Annotated in this window: 19 protein-coding genes, 1 riboswitch and 1 other annotated feature; of the genes, 7 read left to right on the top strand and 12 right to left on the bottom strand. The window is 44.9% G+C overall.

The features are described from left to right. Positions 1-504 precede the first annotated feature (504 nt). The 5 genes from MMY95_RS03210 to MMY95_RS03190 all read right to left on the bottom strand — a co-directional run bounded on the left by MMY95_RS03210 (position 505) and on the right by MMY95_RS03190 (position 6,145). Entirely contained in the window at positions 505-1,020 is a 516-nt protein-coding gene (locus tag MMY95_RS03210) for an ECF transporter S component (protein WP_003642092.1), read from the bottom strand. Between the two features lie 134 nt (positions 1,021-1,154). Further along, entirely contained in the window at positions 1,155-2,411 is a 1,257-nt protein-coding gene (gene tyrS / locus MMY95_RS03205) for a tyrosine--tRNA ligase (RefSeq protein ID WP_241277498.1), read from the bottom strand. 53 nt (positions 2,412-2,464) lie between these two features. Beyond that, positions 2,465-2,659: a binding site (T-box leader), on the bottom strand. A 176-nt stretch (positions 2,660-2,835) separates the two neighbouring features. Beyond that, positions 2,836-3,501: a hypothetical protein gene (locus tag MMY95_RS03200; protein WP_003644804.1), complete on the bottom strand. Its 666-nt coding sequence runs from the start codon at positions 3,499-3,501 to the stop codon at positions 2,836-2,838. Between the two features lie 99 nt (positions 3,502-3,600). Beyond that, the gene (locus MMY95_RS03195) at positions 3,601-4,899 is read right to left on the bottom strand and encodes a GH25 family lysozyme (protein WP_053267210.1); all 1,299 of its coding nucleotides are present in this window, start codon (positions 4,897-4,899) and stop codon (positions 3,601-3,603) included. A 475-nt stretch (positions 4,900-5,374) separates the two neighbouring features. Then, the gene (locus MMY95_RS03190; RefSeq protein ID WP_241277497.1) at positions 5,375-6,145 is read right to left on the bottom strand and encodes a C39 family peptidase; all 771 of its coding nucleotides are present in this window, start codon (positions 6,143-6,145) and stop codon (positions 5,375-5,377) included. 585 nt (positions 6,146-6,730) lie between these two features. Here MMY95_RS03190 and MMY95_RS03185 point away from each other — a divergent pair. Together MMY95_RS03185 and MMY95_RS03180 are read left to right on the top strand one after the other, a co-directional pair. Continuing rightward, positions 6,731-7,234 carry a YueI family protein gene (locus MMY95_RS03185; RefSeq protein ID WP_053267209.1) on the top strand — a complete coding sequence of 168 codons (504 nt, stop codon included), beginning with the start codon at positions 6,731-6,733 and terminating at the stop codon, positions 7,232-7,234. Between the two features lie 306 nt (positions 7,235-7,540). Further along, entirely contained in the window at positions 7,541-7,714 is a 174-nt protein-coding gene (locus MMY95_RS03180; protein ID WP_072540867.1) for a hypothetical protein, read from the top strand. A gap of 477 nt (positions 7,715-8,191) precedes the next feature. On the opposite strand, the gene MMY95_RS03175 is transcribed toward MMY95_RS03180, so the two are convergent. The 4 genes from MMY95_RS03175 to MMY95_RS03160 form a co-directional block, all read right to left on the bottom strand. After that, the gene (locus MMY95_RS03175) at positions 8,192-8,869 is read right to left on the bottom strand and encodes a DUF554 domain-containing protein (RefSeq protein WP_003642100.1); all 678 of its coding nucleotides are present in this window, start codon (positions 8,867-8,869) and stop codon (positions 8,192-8,194) included. Positions 8,870-8,964: 95 nt separating this feature from the next. After that, positions 8,965-9,780 carry a MerR family transcriptional regulator gene (locus MMY95_RS03170; RefSeq protein WP_053267208.1) on the bottom strand — a complete coding sequence of 272 codons (816 nt, stop codon included), beginning with the start codon at positions 9,778-9,780 and terminating at the stop codon, positions 8,965-8,967. Between the two features lie 194 nt (positions 9,781-9,974). Beyond that, positions 9,975-11,273, bottom strand: coding sequence for a cation:dicarboxylase symporter family transporter (locus MMY95_RS03165; protein WP_003644750.1), 1,299 nt, complete (start codon positions 11,271-11,273; stop codon positions 9,975-9,977). Between the two features lie 383 nt (positions 11,274-11,656). Further along, positions 11,657-12,160, bottom strand: a complete 504-nt coding sequence (locus MMY95_RS03160) for a DUF1440 domain-containing protein (protein ID WP_003642103.1) — start codon at positions 12,158-12,160, stop codon at positions 11,657-11,659. 172 nt (positions 12,161-12,332) lie between these two features. Here MMY95_RS03160 and MMY95_RS03155 point away from each other — a divergent pair, with 172 nt between their 5' ends. Then, positions 12,333-13,400, top strand: coding sequence for an FtsX-like permease family protein (locus MMY95_RS03155; RefSeq protein WP_003642104.1), 1,068 nt, complete (start codon positions 12,333-12,335; stop codon positions 13,398-13,400). 14 nt (positions 13,401-13,414) lie between these two features. Further along, entirely contained in the window at positions 13,415-14,095 is a 681-nt protein-coding gene (locus tag MMY95_RS03150) for an ABC transporter ATP-binding protein (RefSeq protein ID WP_003642105.1), read from the top strand. A gap of 228 nt (positions 14,096-14,323) precedes the next feature. Here the strand turns inward: MMY95_RS03150 and MMY95_RS03145 are convergent, their stop codons facing one another. Then, on the bottom strand, positions 14,324-14,875 hold the full coding sequence (locus MMY95_RS03145; protein ID WP_015380784.1) for an ECF transporter S component: 552 nt from the start codon (positions 14,873-14,875) through the stop codon (positions 14,324-14,326). Further along, positions 14,872-15,852, bottom strand: coding sequence for a nucleoside hydrolase (locus MMY95_RS03140; RefSeq protein ID WP_076662066.1), 981 nt, complete (start codon positions 15,850-15,852; stop codon positions 14,872-14,874). The genes MMY95_RS03145 and MMY95_RS03140 overlap by 4 nt, the downstream gene beginning before the upstream one ends. Before the next feature lie 20 nt (positions 15,853-15,872). After that, positions 15,873-15,917, bottom strand: a riboswitch (PreQ1 riboswitch). 357 nt (positions 15,918-16,274) lie between these two features. On the opposite strand from MMY95_RS03140, the gene MMY95_RS03135 reads away from it, so the two are divergent. Then, positions 16,275-16,814, top strand: coding sequence for a dihydrofolate reductase family protein (locus tag MMY95_RS03135; RefSeq protein ID WP_241277496.1), 540 nt, complete (start codon positions 16,275-16,277; stop codon positions 16,812-16,814). A 63-nt stretch (positions 16,815-16,877) separates the two neighbouring features. Here the strand turns inward: MMY95_RS03135 and MMY95_RS03130 are convergent, their stop codons facing one another. Then, entirely contained in the window at positions 16,878-18,044 is a 1,167-nt protein-coding gene (locus tag MMY95_RS03130; protein ID WP_047673889.1) for a cation:proton antiporter, read from the bottom strand. A 195-nt stretch (positions 18,045-18,239) separates the two neighbouring features. Between MMY95_RS03130 and MMY95_RS03125 the strand changes: the two genes are divergently transcribed. Then, entirely contained in the window at positions 18,240-18,917 is a 678-nt protein-coding gene (locus tag MMY95_RS03125) for a hypothetical protein (RefSeq protein ID WP_003644810.1), read from the top strand. Positions 18,918-18,985: 68 nt separating this feature from the next. Further along, complete coding sequence (locus tag MMY95_RS03120) at positions 18,986-19,912, top strand: AEC family transporter (protein ID WP_003644751.1); 927 nt, start codon at positions 18,986-18,988, stop codon at positions 19,910-19,912. Positions 19,913-20,062 lie beyond the last annotated feature (150 nt).

The following is a 20,062-nucleotide window of genomic DNA, read 5'->3' as shown; positions in this document are numbered from 1 at the left end:
AAAATCAAGAGACCCTACACATTTGATTCGTCGAAACTTTGTTCAGTTTTCAAAGATCTAATTCCATGCGTTAATCGCTTAACACAACTCAATCATCATAACATCTTAATCAATATCTTGTCAACAACTTTTTTTAAGAAGTAACTTGATTAATTTGTCGTGGTTGCCGTTGCGACAACAGAAACTATTTTACCAATTACTGAAGAAGTTGTCAACAACTAATTTCAATAATTATTTGGTGGTGAGATGCATCTGCCGTAGCAGCAACGTTTACTAATATACCAGCCAGTTATGAAACTGTCAACAATTAATCCAATGTTTTTTCACTTTTATGAAAAGAACGGCACAAAACTGTCGTCAATTACACAATTACTACATTATATGTCATCGATTAACATCATTGTGAGATGGCACTATGTTTTCCAATTAAGGATTCCCTTTAGACAGCAAAAAAACGCCCGTAAAAGCACGACGAACGCTTATCTTAAGCCAGCACATCTAATTTTAAAAATTCAAATGACGTTTAACGATTGGTCGAATTCCCGCAACAATTGGGAATGCCAAGATACCACCAACCACAGCTTGAACTAAATTAGTCGGTACACCAACCAATCCAGTTGCCATCGTATACAACAGCGAATCTGACAAAAAGTATCCGACCACCATCACCACTACCGCAGTAATTATCGCTGCAATCTGTCGACCATGTGATTTGCTAGCACCAAGATATCCTGCTATTCCGCCCTCTAAACCATGAACGAGTAGTGAGAAAAACATATACTGTGGATACCCTAGCAATAAATCTAGTAATAGTCCGCTAGCACCGCCAACAATGACCCCACCACGCCAGCCAAAAATCAGTGCTGCAATAAAGATTCCCGCATCACATAAGTTAATATAACCGTGTGTCATCGGGATTGGGATATGGAAAAAGATAGAAATAACAACATTAAGTGCGATCAACATCCCCAGGATTGCAATCGTCCGTGTATTAAATTTAACCCCCACCAAAACTTTCATCTCCTCAATTGATTTTCATCTGGCAATGATCACACATTATTAATGTGACCTAAATAAATTTTACACCAGTTCTTACTTGTAATAATAATAAAAAGACTGGGCCACAACGGGTCCAGTCCACCTGCTAAATTAACTTACTTAACATGTGCCAAGAAGTAACGTTTCTTACCACGACGTACAATGACAAATTTACCATTAAAGGCTGCGGACGGATCAATCTCGGCCTCGACATCCGTCACCTTTTCACCATTGATTCGAATCGCACCGTTTTTAATATCTTCACGTGCTTGACGCCGAGAAGGTTCGAATTTCGTAGCATCAACCAGCCACAAGACAATGTTTTGCTTTTCAGCTGAGACGTCTGCTGATGGCACACCCTTGAAACCTTGTTCAATTTCGTCCGCCGTTAAACTTTGAACATCACCAGTAAACAACGCCTTAGTAATATTTTCAGCTTCAACTACCGCCTGCTTGCCATGAACAAATTCCGTGACTTCTTCAGCTAAGCGCCGTTGTGCTTCCCGTTTTTCAGGTGCAGTCTTCACCGTTTCGGCCAATCGATCGATTTTTTCATGACTTAAGAACGTGAAGTACTTGAGGTATTTGACGACGTCTCGATCATCCTGGTTGATCCAGAACTGATAGAATTCATACGGTGATGTCCGTTCAGGGTTTAACCATACGGCCCCACCAGCAGTCTTACCAAACTTAGTCCCATCCGCCTTCAACAATAATGGAATTGTTAATCCGTAAGCCTTAGCGTCATTGCCTTCTAAGCGGTGGATCAAATCGGTCCCCGCGGTGATATTGCCCCACTGATCAGCCCCACCAATCTGGAGTTGCACGTGTTCAGCACGGTACAAGTGTAAGAAGTCAACTGATTGTAAGATTTGGTATGTGAATTCAGTGTATGAAATGCCCACTTCCAACCGGCTTGCAACAACTTCCTTGTTCAGCATCGTGTTCACACTGAACAACTTACCATAATCGCGTAAGAAATCTAGTAATGAAATTTTTGATAACCAATCGTAGTTATTCACAATCGAAAAGTTTTCGTCATGACCAAATAACTTGTACATCTGAGCACTTAAGCCATCCTGATTATGCTTCACTTGATCCATGGTCTGTAACTTACGTTCTGAGTTCTTACCAGATGGATCACCAATAGCACCCGTCCCACCACCAACTACAACGTAGGGATGATGACCAGCCAATTGGAATCGTTTGAGAATCATGAAAGGAATCAAATGCCCAATATGCATACTATCCCCGGTTGGATCAATCCCACAGTATAGTGAGACTGATTGGTTTTCGGTAAGTTCCTTTAACCCGGCCTCATCCGTTTGTTGGTTAATGGCACCACGCCATTTTAAATCATCGATAATGTTCATGTTAGTCCTCCTCGTTATTGTCGCTGGACAAAAAAACTCGCCCCTGTCATCAAAACAGGGACGAGTTTTCCGCGTTACCACCCAAGTTATCACCAAATGTGATCGCTCATTGATTAGTAACGGATATCATCCGGCCAATGGCAGTTCACGTTATGTAATTCATCTTTGACTACAGCTCGGTTCGCACCACCCACCGAGTCGCTAGACTGTTGGGTCAACGACTACTAATTAACGATCACTACTTTTTAATTATTACCTAACATCATAAGCACTCCACTGCCAAAAGTCAATCCTATTTTCGGTCAAAACATCACATTAAACCCACTAATCTAACCATAGTGTCTGGCTTGTGAATGCGGTTGACGTCGACACGGTGATATAACCAGACTACTGGCACTCATTCATTGAACTCCCAGGTAAAAACTTAATTTTTAGCATCCGCCGCAATTTTGATAACGGTATTGGCTTGTTGGCCTTGAACCTTAGCAACCTGTTTGCCATTTTGCCATTGAACTGAGTTTGCCTGTCCGTTTTGTGGGGTATCGTACACGGTAACGGCACCACTCGTGACATTTTTACTCGTCAAATCTTGCTTTTGAATCTGATTATTGACCTGATTAGCAAACTTGGTCGGATTACCAGCAACGTCCTGTGTATTGGCAATCGTTGTCACTGACCAACTACCCGTGTTCCAATGAACATACACTTTGCCCATCGTCCCTTGAACCGTTGCCGCTGTACCTGAATTAAGTGTCGTACGCTGACCCTGTGTATTCGCTAAGTAATCGACTTGGCTGCTGGCATCACTTTTCGTATTGTAGTTCGTCTGTTGATACGTCGCAGTCGTCGAACTAGTCCCAGCTTTGGCGTACTTCACCCGGTAGTTTCCCTTGGTCCCACTTGCACTGATGGCCTTGACTGTTTGATTGGTTGCCTTGACGGTCGTAGGCGCTGCCGTCTGACTAACCAAACTAACACTGTCTGAAGCCGCGTGTAATACATTCGTTACTGAAGGTACGGCAACAATTCCGACCACCAACATCCCAGTTGCAGTGGCGATTCCTAATTGAATTTTGCGCTTAAAGTTCATGAAAAATATCCTCCTAATTTCTACAACAAATGACCGATTTTACTTAACCATAATTACCTTTTCTACCATGATAATGAGAACTGAGCGACAGCCATGCAATCAGCTAAGTCCTCGCTTGTCCCGAGAAGTGTTATGTACGGGACGTATTTGTGTTCGTTGCCGACGTGGTGCACGACGAATCGTCGACCCTCGCCGCTGCACCGTTACTCGTAGTGCGCGGCGGCGGGATTGCCTGTTTTTCGTTACTCGCTGCCTCAGTGACGGTTGACGTCGCGTAAGTCGCTGCCGCGTTCGCCCTTTTGAACGAGTCACCGGTTTTGTTCGAATACTCTTACCGGGCCGCCGAAGTTTAGTTGCTTTGGACGTATTCAGTTTAAACTGTGTTCCTGTACGTCGCGTCGCTTTAAGTTTTATCACTTTGGGCTGAGTCGCTCGGCGTCGAATGGCGCGATGCTGAGTTATTTTGCCATGATGGCTGTTAACACTGATCGTTTGCAATGACCGCCGTTTGACGCGCGCCACGGTCTGCGAACGCGACTTATTGCTTACCACTTTCTGCTGCACCGGCCGAGTCTTCACAGCTGGCTGAACTGCTGGCCTCTTAATGGCGACAACTGCTTGGCCCGCCCGTCCATGCTGTTGATTGTGGGCCGGCATAGTCAAATGGCGATCGTGCACAACTTTCAGTCTTGGTTGAGCTTTAATCGCAACACCGGGTGCGCCACGGGTCGTCCCCAACCACCACGAAACGGGATGAACACTAATAATGACCCGACTATTATCAACCGGTGCCGCTAGCCCAGCTAAATGATAGCGATTGGTATACTGCCATAACGCCGCCGAAACGATTGGTGGGTTGGGCGTTAGCGCACCAATCCACTGGGCATCAAACCGTTGCCGCGCTTGGTTGGCATACGTCAGTGCGAACGAAGCATACGAATAGAAGATCAGTTTTTTGTTAGTCAATGCGCGCATTTCACGATACCAAGCCGCAACTGCCGCATTAGTTGATCCTGAACGTACTGTATTAACTTCAAAATCCAAAGCATAAAAACGCGCAGCTTTATTGGAGCGCGCATAAAACGCTTGGGCTTCACGGCGCGCGCTAGCGGCATCCGTAAATTGCGAAAAATCATACTCACCAAATGGAATCCCATAACGAACATATAATGCCGTATTATTCGCTGCGTCCCGGTCAACATAATTTAAACCATACTGACGACGATTGATCACAAATAGCACTTGCGACTTCATCGCCTGCACCTGACTTGGGCTGAGCTGTCCTTGCCACTCGGAAATATCGACCACCGCGTGTCCCTGTGCTTGAACCGTAATTTGCATGCCAAGTGTGGCGACCACCGCCGTTCCAACTAACCAACTGAGCCTTTTAATCCCCATCATGCGGTCCCTCTCCCCATACTGTGCTCCGCAATTAAAAAAATTATCATCATAAGTTGTTGGTGATTCCCACAATCACCAACAACTAAACTGTCAAGGACAGTTTATGACATACCCATAACTTTAACATTCTTATACTACCAATAATAGGCCATTTTTAATGGGCTGGGGCGTCAATTCGATTTCAATTCAGTTACAGCTTGTTAACAAAGCGTCGCCCCTTTATGGTTAATATTATGAACAACTCTGGAAAGGCTGATATTTGAATTACAGTTTGGTTACAATCATGATATTGTTAACAGTTTCTCACCCGCTTTCCGGTGCCCGAACTACCCATACCACGGGATATTACAACCGTTTCATTCGAAAATACCGCCACAAAAAAAAGCAACTAATCCTCATCAAGATTTTGGCTCATCTTGACCAAGATTAGTTGCTTAAACTAATTGGTTCACAATAGCATGTTGTTAACTAACTAATGTGGTAACGTCAGAACAATGGCTTGCTTGCCCATCTGATTATAAGCAGCCTCAAAATTCTTCCAGCTGACTGCCTGCTGTTTTTCTCCGTACGGATTGTTAATATAAATCAACTTTTTAGTCCGGTTAAAGCCAACAATGACCACGCTGTGCATATCATAAGTCACTTTAACGGAGCCCTGTGGTGTCTGCCAAGTTTGCATCGTGCTGACCGGTGCAAACGAAGCCGTCGTAATTGTCCAAACGGGCCGTCCTTGTTCTAACTGTTCAATCACAGTATCAAAGTTTGCCCCCGTTAAGTCCTTCACCTGACTAGTCTCAGTTTTCGCCAATTTATAGATTGGCTTATGATAGACACCTAACCCAGGATCGTTACCAGTAATATCCCCAACAAACCCATACTCTGGATTCCCATGTTCGCCGTCACTATAAGTGAGTGGCACACTCGTAATCTTTGCCGCTAATTCATTTTTAGTGACATTGATATGCGCGTAATTCATCAACATCGTTAACGATGTGACTTCACAACCATTGTATAAATGTGGTGTTGTCATTTGATTCACTAGCGGGACGTCCAACTTGACCTGATTGACCGACTTGGGCTTCGTTTGGGAACTAGACTTAGCTGCATCCGTTTGTTTAGTTGTAAACGATGCATCAATCCAGTCAGAAACTTGTGTGCTTGTAAATCCAATGACCCCCAAAAGCACCATGGCAATTATGATCAGCGTCCAGGACCGGCGCCGTTTCCGTAAATGTCTTGGCATTTGTTACCATCCGTTTCTCTTTTAATTTGATTGACTACTTTACTAACATACTATGTAGTATCATACCATGGACGAATCAATAATACACCTTTACAATCTTAAAAAAAAGACTTGTATAATCAGCCGTAAGTCAATGCTGACAAGGATTAAGGTTAGCCCGGTTAATCATTAAGCAACACACTGCTTTAATAAGTTTATTGATATATTAGTAACCTTATTATCAATTTGTTGAATTAGCCCTGACCGTTACTTAGATTATAATTGAGATTGTCTGGCCGAGGCTGGCTTTTCCCAAAATGGCCTTGAATATTCGTTATTTGCCGATGAAGCCACCTTTCCTAATTCTGGGCACCTTCTTTATTTTATGAAGCACCGAGTCCTTGTTTTCAAAACAGCATTAAATTGGCCCCGGCGAATCCGTTGCGTCCTTAGATTATCTGTCATCCGTTTCAAGCCTAGTGGCATCCAAAGATTTGGCTTCTAATCAGCTTTAGAAAATTTTATGTTGATTAAAGCGCTTTCTTTATTACGATAGTAGTAAAAGCAGTTAAATCTTATGGTTAATTGTGAAAGGACCTGACCGGCATGGCTAATTCTGAAGACCAAATGGATAAACACTTACAATCCGCAATATTCGGGGCCCCCGTACTACATCCGGATGAACAACACCGTAACCTTGGCACGTTTCACGAACGAATCGATGTGGGCATTACTTTCACCCAAGCACTCATGCGTGACTACTCAACCGAACTAAAAAGTGAAATGGCGGCCCATCCTGATTACCAGCTACTCCTACATGGCTTGCTAGATGAAGACATCCTGAATCGCTACATTAAACTAGCCAACCAGCAGCACATCAGGTTTGCGATTCGAAATGACCTCATGTACCAGCACACACCTACGAGCCTCGCCATCGCCCTAGTCGCCAACTGTGCCATCACGCCACCGACAATCGATATCGATGAACGTTTTCCCGTTCCGCCACTTAACACAACTACCGATTGGTCGCACGACGTCCTCATCGATCACATTCACCGTCATCTGGAACGCAATCGTCAACTCTTCAGCATCAAACACCACTTAATCTAACCAGTGTCTTACTTTGACATCTATTGTGCGTGTTGACATGAATTATGGTTAAAACAAACTGTTTAACTGCATTATTTTCCGTCAGCCGGTGCGCGTCCTATGCCGACCTCCGGGGCTGGGTGACAATTGCTGGAACGCAGCCGACGTCGATTTGAGCTAACGCCCAACCCGCGTCATCTCAAATACGAGTCTTATTCTAAGCCGGAAGCAACCCACTTCCAGCTAAGAATAATTTGGCTACTGAGCATTGTCACCCAGCCCCTCCAGTCTCAAGCCTGTGAGGGGCCACGGGTTGAAGCCGCTCGAATGGCTGATGAACGACCACCGAAATTAGCACAATCTATCGTTGGCTATTTTGATACTGGAACTTCAAACAAAGTGTTAGGTGCATTAGCACTTTGTCGAGAGATTACATCTTACTACACCAATTCAGGATTAGTGAGCTATCTCAATATCACTTTCAGTCTGACAGTTGATTAACAAAATTATCGTTTATGAAAAGCAACGACGAATTCATCAAAAGCTTAGGTACATCTTTGTCCGCCATTCGAACACTATCCCGACTGGAAGGCATTTCGGCCAATGCTCAGCGGTGAAATTCCACTTAGCAAGCGTCCTTGGCTTGGTTAGTGGAAGACCAGTATTTAAGACGTGGTTTGCGGCTTAAATCTGTGTCCACCGCGTTCCAGCAATTGGCAGAAATGCCTGGAAGTCGGTGTAGGACGCGCCAACTAAGCAATTTTACGCTTACTCGACTTTTTTCCAGCGGGCCTAAGCTGGTTGCTTTTGATTTAAAAAACAGTCCGTTTTAACCATATTTAATGCCAATCTCTCAAATCGATGCATTATACACAAAGCCACCAACTTAAAATGATCAGCTTTCACTGATTGTCCTAAGTTGGTGGCTTTTACTTTATCAATCAAAAGACTTAATTGACTTCACCATTGGCCCACTAGTTAAAATAATTGCATCACGCTAATTACGATTGGTGGCACTAGCAAGGCTGGTAATAGGTTCAACGTACTGAATTGCTTGATTTTCAACATACCTAAGCCGGATGCTAGAATCAAGATACCACCAACAATGGTAATTTCATTCAGTAACGCTGCACTCAACGCACCTTTCAAAATTAATGCTAAAACATACAGGCTCCCCTGCCAACAAAACAAGACGCCCGCCGCAATCGCGATGCCAAATCCGAAAGTGGATGCTAATACGATCGACGTGATGCCATCTAACATGCCATTCGTAAATAAAAAGGTGTAATCATGCTTTAAGGCTGCCTCAATCGGCCCCAAAATCGATAACGATCCAATACAGTACAGTAACACCGCAGTCGCTAGGCCTTCCGCTAAGTTGCCACCCGCCAAACGGCCCACCCAGCGGTCAAAATGCCCTTGAATATCCAAAGCTTGACCAATTAATCCACCAATCGCCAAGCTCACAATAAAAAGCACCGGGTACTTACTCTGCGGCATCCGTTGCACGACCGCATTAATGCCGATGACACAAGCCGCTAGCCCTAGTGCTTGTAATAATATCGCATGGTAAGCTGGCTTGATTCCTTTTTTAAAGATACTGCCGACCAAGCAACCAGCTAAAATCATACTCGTATTAAAAATCGTCCCAATCATATCGCCACTCCTAATCAATAGCTTAATCTCTAGCGCTTATTTCAATTTAAAATAATTAATTATCATTTAGTATAAAGTCTAAAGTTACTTGAGGGTCAAGTCTTGATTGGTAATTGTATCTGCGTCACCGACTGTGCAACCTGATCTGTAATCCCATAATCAATCAGTGCTGTCTCAATAGCTGTTCCCGCCACGTGCCAGCCGCGAGCACGACAATCCGCTAACAATTGTCGATACTGCATCGGGGCATCCAAATGAGTGCCGTGAAAAATCCGCTGCGCATAGCTACCAGCCGCCAAGTGTTCTTGATGGGGTGGCACCGTATCACCCGGTTCAAATAATAAACAAATTCCCGCATAGCGGTCAAAATGTCCGGCTTGGATGGCTTGCTGGTCGAGCATCAGCGCAACCTTGCCGAGAAAGATTTCGTTCGTCGCGCCGGTCTGTGCGCGTAGCTTAGCAATAACAAGTTCAATATCATCTTGAGGGCGATAAGGCTGACGTAAAGCCACCATCGCTCTTTCAGGTAACGTCACGCATTCAGTCACATCAAAATTGGCACTTTGGGCCGTTTTAATCTGGGCCAAGCGTGTATTGATCCGTTGTTGTACCGCCGTTAATAATCGCAATTGCGCCTCAACCTGCTGCTGTTGGGTCGTTAACATACTCGTCAGCTTGGACAGTTCACGGGCCGCAAAAAAATCGGCAATCGTAGCTAATGGTAAGCCGAGTGCTCGCAAATATCTAATGGTACTCAACCGTTCGAACTGAGGCGTCCCATAATATCGGTAGTGACTATGCGGATTGACTCGTGCCGGCGTCAATAACCCAATCTCGTCATAATAGCGTAAAGTCGCCACTGGGATATCAAATAACTGTGCGAGTTGCCCAATCGAAAAATCAGTTGTCATCCGATCACCCTCCTCCCCTATAGGTCTTATCATAACTTAATCGCTGAAGTAATTGCTGTAACCAGAATAAGATATCATAAAAAAGTTGCATTTCAGAAATTAATTTCTGAAATGCAACTTTTGGGCCTATCAATCATCAGTGATCATCGCCATCGCATTATTAATGCAGAACCAACTGACAGAGCTGTTAGCAATTATTTCGTAATTGCGCGCGCATGCCCCGCCCGAATCTCAGCTAAATACTGATCACTTTTGGCCGTATCAAATTCATGTTCTGACTTACCGATAATCACCGCAGCTAATGAATTGCCGACCACGTTAACCACGGTTCGTCCCATGTCAACTAGCCGGTCGATTCCCGCAATAAAAGCGAGTCCTTGTACTGGCACGCCAATCGTTGAAATCGTCGCCAATAAGACAACAAACGAAGCCCCTGGCACACCAGCAATCCCCTTTGACGTAATCATAAGTACAATCAATAAAGTGATCTGCTGGCTGAGTGACAGGTGAATCCCATAAGCCTGAGCTAAGAAAAGCGCCGCTAACGATTGATAAATTGCGGAGCCATCCAAGTTAAACGTATACCCAGTTGGGATCACAAATGAGACAATCCCTTCACTAACACCGTATTTCCCCATCTTATCGATAATGCGGGGCAAGGCCGCTTCAGAACTCGCCGTTGAAAAGCCAAGCACCATTTCATCACGAATGACCCGTAGTAGGTGCCAAATATTTAAACCGAATAACTTACCAACAATGCCCATCACAACCACAATAAAGATTGCCATGGTAATATAAGCAAGAATAATGAAATAGCCTAACGGGGCCAGCGCCTTCAAGCCCATTTCAGCGACCGTGACCCCAATTAAGGCACAGACGCCAATCGGAGCCGTGTGCATGACCCAGTTCGTCACTTTGAACATAGCTTCGGCGACAGCGTTCATAAAGTCCAGAATGATTTTGCCTTGTTCGCCAATAGCCGCCGTCCCTAAACCAAAGAAAACGGCAAAAAAGATGACTGGAATCATGTCACCAGCTGACAATGATTTAAAGACGTTAGTCGGGATAATGCCCATGACCGTCGACCAAATACCATTGTGTGAGACCGTCTTAGCGGTTTGCACATACTGACTAATATTCGACGCATGTAGTTGATGAATATCGATATAGTCACCAGGATGAAAAATGTTACCCATTAACAACCCTAAGGCGATCGCAATCGTCGTCATGATTTCGAAATAGATAATGGTTTTACCACCAATCCGACCTAACTTTTTGAGGTCGCCCATATTAGCAATCCCGGTAATCAGACATGCCACCACGATTGGTAAAACGATCATTTGAATCAGACTGATGAACATCGTCCCGATGTTTTGCATCGCAGTAATTGCCGTTTTATTGCCATAAAAGACGACCCCTAATACAATTCCAAGCACTAGCCCAATTAAGATCTGCCAGCCCAAGCTCAATCGGAACTGGCGATACCGCTTCATCTTTCCCTGCTTTTCCAAGCTACTTCCGCCCCATTCTCATTTATGGATGTTTTTATGAAATATTGCACACAATATTAATATTTTAGCACATTTTCAGTCAATATGAGAATTAAATTAAAAAATCAATCATTAAAATCAAATGGTCCCATTGTAATAGACGTTAATCTCAGTTGCTTTCCTCATAATCACGTAATTGTCGCGGTGAATCACTATTTCCGTTACCATCAGAATCCGAACATTAACCAAAATAGCGACAATTAAAACTAGCTTGGTTAGTAGTTGTAATCATTCCTAACCAAGCTAGTTTTTCAAGCAACAACTTTATTCAACGGCTGCGGCTACAACACCTCATCATGTCGTCACTCACTAACCGATTTAAACCGCTATTTGGAACGGGTCATCCGGTCATAGACAGCGGCACTAACCCAATCAGCGGTCCACATCCATAAAACATGCCCAATGGCTTCTGACACGTGTTCGGTCATTGGTTGATCCTTCGCAGCGGGAACGGTCCCCAGTGCTGGCAAGATACCATGGTGAAAGGCTGTCCAGATACCTAACCCATACAACGCGCTGCTGCCACCTTTTGCCCGGGGGTGCTTGCGAGCCCATAAACTATAGGCCACAGCAAACGTCGTTGAGAATCCGAAATGCATGACATAGCTGACACCTGGTAAATCATGACCAGAATATGAATACGTTGCATGCGTAACGCTGGCGGGAATCCCAATTTGTTGCAATAATTGTTGTGGGGGATTCGTTTGATCCCGCTGTGGCGTTCGTGGCGGTAGGATATTCTCCCACCCTAACTTAACTAAACCAGAAATCACACCACCAGTCACACCAGCAATAACTGCGGCCCGATGATTGAACTGCTTGTTCACCATTAATAATTACCTGCCTCTCTATTCAATAAATTAATCATACCAGCCTTGGTACCCATTTCGAAATAATTTAGCCTGGTAATTAAATAAAAAATTTGATTTACAAAAATGAACGTGATACGATTACCACATTGATTTATCACTTGATAAATGAAATTAAAAGGGAGGAATTGACATGTATTTAGGCTTAAAAGAAATGGCCCACGAAAAACTCAGATATGGGCTACTTAGCGGGGTTTTGCTACTAATTGCCCTCGTCGTCTTTATGTTAGCGGGCCTTGCTAACGGGTTATCCAATGGTAATCGTCAGGCTGTTGACCAGTGGCATGCTCAAACAGTTTATTTGAACGAAGATGCGAATCAGACACTATCAGCATCCCAATTAAAACTAGCAGACCAAGATCGAATCAAAGGTCAGGACGTCGCACCCTTAGCTAGTCTGTCCGGTACTTTACGAACTGCCAGTAATGGTCAAAAGACTAACGCTAGCGCTTTTGGGACCACTCGCGATAGTTTTCTGATGCCAAAAGTCATCTCAGGACACCGAATCAACGGCAAGAATCAATTATTGATTTCCGCGGGATTAAAAGACAAAGGCTATCGGATTGGTCAGAAAGTTCGCATTGGGACCACTGATCAAAAGGTAACAATCGTTGGTACTTTCAAAGCTAGTACCTATAGTATTGCGCCAACGGTCTACACGGACGTTGCCACGCTCAATCGTCTCAAAGGTAATCCCATCACCAGTGGCGATCAACAACCGGTCAACGCCTTTGTGACTAAAAAGAGTCATTTTAAGACTCAACATCATGGCAACATGCAACGTTTATCAATTGCCACGTTTATTGAAAAATTACCAGGATACAGCGCTGAGCAGTTGACACTCAACACGATGATTTACTTCTTGTTCGCAATTGCCCTAGCCGTGATTGGAATTTTCATGTTCGTTCTGACCCTTCAAAAACAAGCCTTGTTCGGGGTCTTAAAAGTACAAGGTATTGGTACCAAACACATCTTGGCTGCCCTACTCACTCAAAGTGTTGTCATGGCAATCATTGGTATCGGCATCGGCCTTCTAATTACGTTAGGCCTCGCGCAAATCATGCCCGCCGGATTACCATTCGCCATTGACTGGCCACAATTTGGTATTTATAGCGTGGCGCTCTTGTTAGCCGCAGTCGTCGGTGCCTTACTCTCATGGCGGACTGTCGCCAAGATTGACCCCGTCGTTGCCATTGGATAAGGAGGATGATATCAATGAGTCAACCAGTTTTAGCCTTACAAAATATTAATAAACAATTTGGTCACGGTCATACCGCTGTTAACGCTTTGACTGATGCCAATTTCGAAGTCAGTGCTGGCCAATTCGTCGCGATTATCGGCCCCTCTGGCTCAGGTAAATCCACCTTTTTGACGATTGCTGCCGGTCTACAAACGCCAACAAGTGGTCAAGTTATTCTGAACGGACAACCACTATCGAATCAAACGGAAAAACAGCGCTTAGCCTACCGTTTCAATGAAATTGGCTTTATCTTGCAGAGTTCCAATCTGATTCCATTCCTGACGGTTCGTGAACAGTTCAAGCTCGTCGATAAAATGGCCCGGCGCAAATTTGATCAAGCAGGCACCGATGAATTACTAGCAGAGTTAGCCCTTACTGAAGTTCGGGATGCCTACCCAAGTGACCTCTCCGGTGGTGAACGCCAACGTGTTGCCATCGCCCGCGCTCTTTACAATGATCCAAGCGTCATTCTCGCAGACGAACCGACCGCCAGCCTGGACACGCCCCGCTCCATCGACGTCGTCAAGCGCCTCGCCAACGAAGCTCATCAGCACCAAAAGGCCATCGTAATGGTGACCCATGACCAACGGCTGATTGATGACTGTGACGTGGTCTATCAAATTGAAGATGGTAAGATGAGTCGCCGCGACTCGTAGTGCTACTAACCACTGCACTTTAACCTCATAACAGTAAAAATGACCTCGCCAGGAATGTTCCTGTGAGGTCATTTTTACTGTTCATATTCACACGACTCATCAGATACTACGAATCGAAAACTAGAATTTACCAAGCTCAAAGACAGCCTGCTTCGGCCCGCTGGAAAAAGTGCGAGTTAGCGTAAACATGCTTAGATTTAGTCATCCGACACCAAGTCATCCGTTCAACTAATTAGCTTGCGGCAATTTATATCGCAATGCGCGGTAAACAAGTGCGACCACGTACACTGTGATAAACCGATCTAAATAATCCGTTCCCACTTGTATCAAGAAGACGGCCATCGCTTTGCCCATACCGGTACCTAATAATAATTGGACTAGCATGCTCGAACCAGACGACGTGATGCCATGAAATAAGATGACCGTAATCGCCGTGGATAAAAGTGTTCCGGGAAGTGAAATAACACCAGCTAGCCACCAATTTGACCGCCACGTGCCCGGCTTGATTCGCCGATATAGCAGACCAGCAACTAACCCAGTCAGCAGTTGAACGGGCATGAAGAACAGCGAGTACAGGTCTGTCGTCGCACCCACGATAACTCCGGTGGCACCCCCGGCCAACATTCCACCCAGTGGTCCAAACACAGCAGCAGCCAAAACGGTACCAATTGAATCTAAATAAATCGGTAATTTTAACATCAAGGCAATGTTACTGCCAACAATATTCAGGGCAATGCAGAGCGCCAATAACGTAATTGCCCGCGTTTTTATTCTCTTCATGCACTCACCAATTGGTGCAAGACTTGCGTTAAATCAGGATCAGCCGCACCGACCACAGTCGCTAAGAACAACCGCCAAAAAGCTACGACGTCAACCTTCGTCATGATTTGACTATTGGGTGTGTTGTGCCAGAAATCATGATCATCCACGATTGACTGCCCACGCGCGACACCATCCGTCACAACCGTCGTGTAGCTTTCAAAGCCACTCAGAATCGTTGGGTCAAGCATTCCGGCCACGGCCAACGGATCATTGATCACACAACCAATAACCCGTTCATATTCCCAATGAAAGTCAAAATAAAAGGTTGTAATTTTCTCAATAAACGCCCCCATTGCTGGATTGACGTCTTTAATATACGTTAATAAACTGGGTGTCAACACGATGTTACGCGTGACGTCTAAACCAACCATCTGAATGGGAACAGGCATCAAGTCAAAGACGACCTTGGCCGCATCCGGGTCACACCAGAAGTTGTATTCAGCCACTGGCGAACAATTACCGTGACTCCGATAACTTCCACCCATCAGTGTAAATTGATCGACTTGTTCAAATAAGCGTGAATCACGTTGCAGTACCGTTGCAATGTTCGTCAACGGTCCCAACGCTAAAATCGAAGTATCAGGTGCTTCAATCAGCGTCTCTTCAATAAAACCAGCGGCATCTTGAATCGGTCGTACCGCCGTTACCGCTGGAATCTGACTATTCCCTAAGCCATCATCGCCGTGGGTGTCTTGCGCACTCGTGTAGGCGACTTCCAATGGGCGATTAGCGCCCAAATAGACTGGAATATCCAATCGGTCAGCCAAATCTAAAATTTTCAGTGCATTTTCCGCACCGATATGGGTTGGCACGTTCCCACAAACAATTGTAATCCCAATCACATTAAGTGCCGGTGATTTAAGAGCCAATAATAGTGCTAAACTATCATCGATCCCGGGATCACAGTCAATAATAACGTTACGCGTTGCATTCATTCTCTTACCTCCGATAACTGAAGTTCTTGGTTTTTTATCCTGGGAAGTTTACGAACCAGGCCAGCTCGCCTAATTAGGTCAAACTGTATGTGATGAAATGCTAATCCAATTATAGCGGACGGTAGGGCCCTTGAAAACCACCAATCGTTACTTCAACTCACATCTTGATTGCCCGTATGCTACTTCTCCGACAATGATCACCACGACCTGCTCAACCCGCTGTGGATACTCATTCTCATTAGCCCCACAACATCATTATTTGCAGCATTCACACGCTCCCAGCGACACCTTAAGTAGTTTCCTACCTCCCATTTCGAACCAATTATTTAATTATGTTACTGAACTTTTACCGGAGTTCAGCAAGTGAATGACCGGAAAACATGGTACAATATGACTACTAAAGATAAAGTAGGTGTCGAATCATGCGTAAAGTTCAGTTTTATGGGGCCATTTCAATTGACGGTTGTTTAGCCACTAAGGATAATCGGCTGGACTGGCTGTTCAAAACAGCTGGTGCCAACGATGCCCCCACCGGAGCATTTATGCAGCAAGTTGATACCGCCATCATGGGCCGCCATACTTACGAATACACGATGGAACAAACCACTGATCAACTCATTAATCCATATAATCCGGCGACCCACAATATTGTCATGACTTTCCACCCCCACACCGGCGATGAACGCACCCAGTTCACCAATACCCCCGTCACGAAGATCGTCGAAGACTTGCGCCGTACCGCTGGCAAAAATATTTGGATTGTTGGCGGTGCTGGCGTCTTAATGCCGCTGTTAGCTGCGGATTTAGTTGATGAGCTCTACATCCAGATTGCACCAGTCATTTTGGGTGATGGTATTCCCTTATTTAAAGCAATTGACCAGCAACAGCGCTTTGAATTAGTTGACACCAATCGATATGGTCAGCTCGCCGAAGTCCACTATCAACGTTTAACAACTGAATAATGTCGTGATTAAAAAATCCCAGCCCGTTTGCAATACGCAAACAAGTTGGGATTTTCAATTGCTTTAAGCTTCACGTTGGCGTTTAACCGCCTGACGAAGTAATAGTGGTGCAATCAGCGTCGTTAAAATGATTGCCGTGATGACTGCCGAATAACGATCAGCTGATAGTAATTTGCCTTGATAACCAATCTGTGCAATGATCAGGGCCATCTCCCCACGTGACACCATGCCGGCGCCAATCTCATAGCCGCTTAACCAATTAAAACCCGCTAACCGTGCGCCGACCCCGGCACCAATGAGCTTAGTGGCAATTGCCGCAACGGTAATCACAACGATGAACCAAAAATCGTTCAAGAAACCATTGAATGACATATTCAGCCCAATACTAACGAAAAAGACTGGGATAAATACAGCATTACCAATGGGTTGAATATGCTCATCGATAACTTCATGATAGTCCGTCTGACCAACGGCGATACCGGCAAAAAACGCGCCAATCACGGCACTTAAACCGATTGCGTCCGCTAAGTATGAGAGTCCAAAACAAATCACTAGTGACATCAGCGTGATGGATGTTGGAACCAGTAGGGCATGCCCCACGGCCATTAAATGTGGCACTACCCACTTGACCACAAAGTACAGCGCCACAAAGAACGCCAACTGAATCGCCAGCGAGAGTCCCAAGTTGGTTGAGGCATGACTACCGCCACCACTGACTTCACTGCCAAATAAGCTGATCATCAAACTCAGAATCAAAACAGCCAGGACGTCATCAACGACCGCTGCACCTAAAATCGTCGTCCCTTCTTTACCATCGAGGGCGCCTAACTCTTTGAGAACCGCGACTGAAATCGAAACCGATGTGGCCGCGAAGGTTACGCCCAAGAACAAACTTTCAGTGGCGTTAAGGTGAAATAGTTGGCTACACCAGTCAATCACCGCAACGGGTAGAATGACCCCCAGGACCGCAACTAACAAACTAGGACGCCAATACTTCTTCAGCAATTTCAAATCGCTCTCTAAGCCGGCCATGAACATTAAAATAATCACGCCAAGCTCCGCGAAGTCTTTGATAAAACTTGTTGCTGAGACCCAACCTAATACGGCTGGACCAAGTATAATTCCACTTAACAATTGGCCAATCACCGCGGGTAGGCCCATTCGGACACTCAGGTGACCCGCAACCGCCGTAACAATTAAAATCAACGCTAAACTACCAACGTAATCCATTAAAAACCTCCTAAAAAAGGGCACTGCAAGCTCTGACTACCCAACCCAAAAGTAGTCCGGATTCTTGAAGTGTCCTTCAACCGTAAAATCTATTGTGCAATTAGTATAGCATATTTTTATGAGTCTAGCCGTGACATCTACTTATGAAAGCGGTTATAATAACTCATATACTGTTAACTGAAAGGTCGCTTAGTCGTGTTGAACATTCCTGATTTTCGTCAACGTTTTGGTTTTTTAGTCTTTTCCATTATTCTGAATTCTGCTGCCAACGCGCTCACCATCGCCACCAGCCTAGGCAGCGCCGTCTGGACTGGCTCCAGCGTTAATCTAGCTGACTGGACCCATATTTCATTAGGAACCACCTTATTACTGTACGGTGTGGTTGTCACGATTCTCAACCAACTTCTGTTAGGTCACTTTGATCGGCGGCGGTTTATCTCCAACTTGCTCTATATCGTGCCCTTTAGTTACCTGGTCCAATTTATCGGCTACTTTTGGGATTGGCTACAGATTCCCGCCCTGTCCCTGTTACCACGCTTAATTCTAAACGTGCTTGGGCTATTAGGCGTTGCGGCCGCCGTCTCGATTTACCAGCGTTGTAATTTAATTCAGCATCCGAACGATGATTTATCATATATCTTACGCTTTCGGTTTTTACATGGCTCCGCTATTATTGCTCAGTGGACCAGTTATTTGCCACCTCTGACGATTATCGTCGTTTCATTCTTCGCCACAGGTCATTTGCGCGCCATTGGCTTCGGGACGGTCTTTGCCTTAATTGCTCAAGGTGCCATCATGGGGTGGTCTGATCATCATGTTTTTCCCCATCTCAAACATCACGTGGATATTGTCCAGGCGCATCATCCGGCCTAAATGAATCTTGACAAAGTTCAGGCCAAGCCTCAATAATGAGAGTATTCTAATTTATTGGACTGAAGTAAATGAATTTAACGCAACTAACTAGTCAAATCATTTTGATGTTCATTCTCATGCTCGTCGGCCTGCTCGTTAACAAGCTCGGCTTCATGCATGCCCAGACTTCAACTGATTTAACCAATATCCTGTTATACATTGTGTCACCTTGCTTGATTATTCAAGCCTTTGAAAAGACATTTTCAGCCGACCGCTTGCAAATGTTAGCCCGGGTCATTGCTGGAATTGTGATCATTTATGTGCTCATGATCATTGTGACACAATTACTATTCAAACGCGTCTCTGACCAGAATTTGCGGCGCATTATGCGTTACGGTGCCGTATATTCTAATGCCGGTTTTATGGGGATTCCATTAACCAGCTCCCTATTCGGTGCAACTGGCGTATTCTATGCTGTTGCCTCGTTAGCGGCCTTCAATATTTTTAGCTGGACTCACGGTATCACCCTCTTCACCGGACAACAGGGCAATCGGCGGGATAATCTTAAACAGATCGTCTTTAATCCGAATATCATCGCCATTGTTGTTGGGCTACTGATCTTCGTAACCTCGCTGCAACTGCCAACGATTGCCAATAGCGCTATTAAATATGTCAGTTCGGTCAACACACCCCTGTCCATGATCGTTATTGGGAATAGTTTGGCAGACGTTAAACTTAACCGTGCAACACTCGATAAACGTCTTTGGTTAGTCATCTTATTGCGCAATTTATTGTTTCCATACTTGGCGATTGTTGTCCTCCAGCTAATGGGTATCACTGGCATCCCATTATTCACCACAGTGTTAATGGCTGCTTGCCCAGTCGCCGGAATCGTCGTCTTGTTCTCGCTCAAAGTCCACGGTGATCCCGGGCCAGCCGTTGCCCTAATGAGCATCTCAACGATTTTAAGTGTCGTTACCATTCCAATCGTTTTTGCTTTGGTCAACTTACACTAATGTGTCTCACTGCTTTTAGCTAAGACTAAGTAAACGACAACTAAAAATGAGCCATCAGAATTTTTCATTCTGGTGACTCATTTTTAATGACTAGCATTTGAGATACGGCTTAAACTTGGATCCACTGCGTTTTAGTAATTGGCAGAAAGC

The organism is Lactiplantibacillus sp. ME-2 (genome assembly GCF_022549155.1).
Taxonomy (GTDB): Bacteria; Bacillota; Bacilli; order Lactobacillales; family Lactobacillaceae; genus Lactiplantibacillus; species Lactiplantibacillus plantarum.
This window is presented reverse-complemented; position numbering and strand designations above follow the sequence as displayed.

Bases quoted from the DNA above. Each gene is read 5' to 3' on its own strand.
- MMY95_RS03190 (WP_241277497.1), bottom strand. From the start codon at position 6,145: ATGCCAAGACATTTACGGAAACGGCGCCGGTCCTGGACGCTGATCATA.
- MMY95_RS03140 (WP_076662066.1), bottom strand. From the start codon at position 15,852: ATGAATGCAACGCGTAACGTTATTATTGACTGTGATCCCGGGATCGAT.
- MMY95_RS03145 (WP_015380784.1), bottom strand. From the start codon at position 14,875: ATGAAGAGAATAAAAACGCGGGCAATTACGTTATTGGCGCTCTGCATT.
- MMY95_RS03210 (WP_003642092.1), bottom strand. From the start codon at position 1,020: ATGAAAGTTTTGGTGGGGGTTAAATTTAATACACGGACGATTGCAATC.
- MMY95_RS03150 (WP_003642105.1), top strand. From the start codon at position 13,415: ATGAGTCAACCAGTTTTAGCCTTACAAAATATTAATAAACAATTTGGT.
- MMY95_RS03175 (WP_003642100.1), bottom strand. From the start codon at position 8,869: ATGATTGGGACGATTTTTAATACGAGTATGATTTTAGCTGGTTGCTTG.
- MMY95_RS03200 (WP_003644804.1), bottom strand. From the start codon at position 3,501: ATGAACTTTAAGCGCAAAATTCAATTAGGAATCGCCACTGCAACTGGG.
- MMY95_RS03180 (WP_072540867.1), top strand. From the start codon at position 7,541: ATGGCTGATGAACGACCACCGAAATTAGCACAATCTATCGTTGGCTAT.
- MMY95_RS03160 (WP_003642103.1), bottom strand. From the start codon at position 12,160: ATGGTGAACAAGCAGTTCAATCATCGGGCCGCAGTTATTGCTGGTGTG.
- MMY95_RS03135 (WP_241277496.1), top strand. From the start codon at position 16,275: ATGCGTAAAGTTCAGTTTTATGGGGCCATTTCAATTGACGGTTGTTTA.
- MMY95_RS03185 (WP_053267209.1), top strand. From the start codon at position 6,731: ATGGCTAATTCTGAAGACCAAATGGATAAACACTTACAATCCGCAATA.
- MMY95_RS03120 (WP_003644751.1), top strand. From the start codon at position 18,986: ATGAATTTAACGCAACTAACTAGTCAAATCATTTTGATGTTCATTCTC.
- MMY95_RS03170 (WP_053267208.1), bottom strand. From the start codon at position 9,780: ATGACAACTGATTTTTCGATTGGGCAACTCGCACAGTTATTTGATATC.
- tyrS (WP_241277498.1), bottom strand. From the start codon at position 2,411: ATGAACATTATCGATGATTTAAAATGGCGTGGTGCCATTAACCAACAA.
- MMY95_RS03130 (WP_047673889.1), bottom strand. From the start codon at position 18,044: ATGGATTACGTTGGTAGTTTAGCGTTGATTTTAATTGTTACGGCGGTT.
- MMY95_RS03155 (WP_003642104.1), top strand. From the start codon at position 12,333: ATGTATTTAGGCTTAAAAGAAATGGCCCACGAAAAACTCAGATATGGG.
- MMY95_RS03165 (WP_003644750.1), bottom strand. From the start codon at position 11,273: ATGAAGCGGTATCGCCAGTTCCGATTGAGCTTGGGCTGGCAGATCTTA.
- MMY95_RS03195 (WP_053267210.1), bottom strand. From the start codon at position 4,899: ATGGGGATTAAAAGGCTCAGTTGGTTAGTTGGAACGGCGGTGGTCGCC.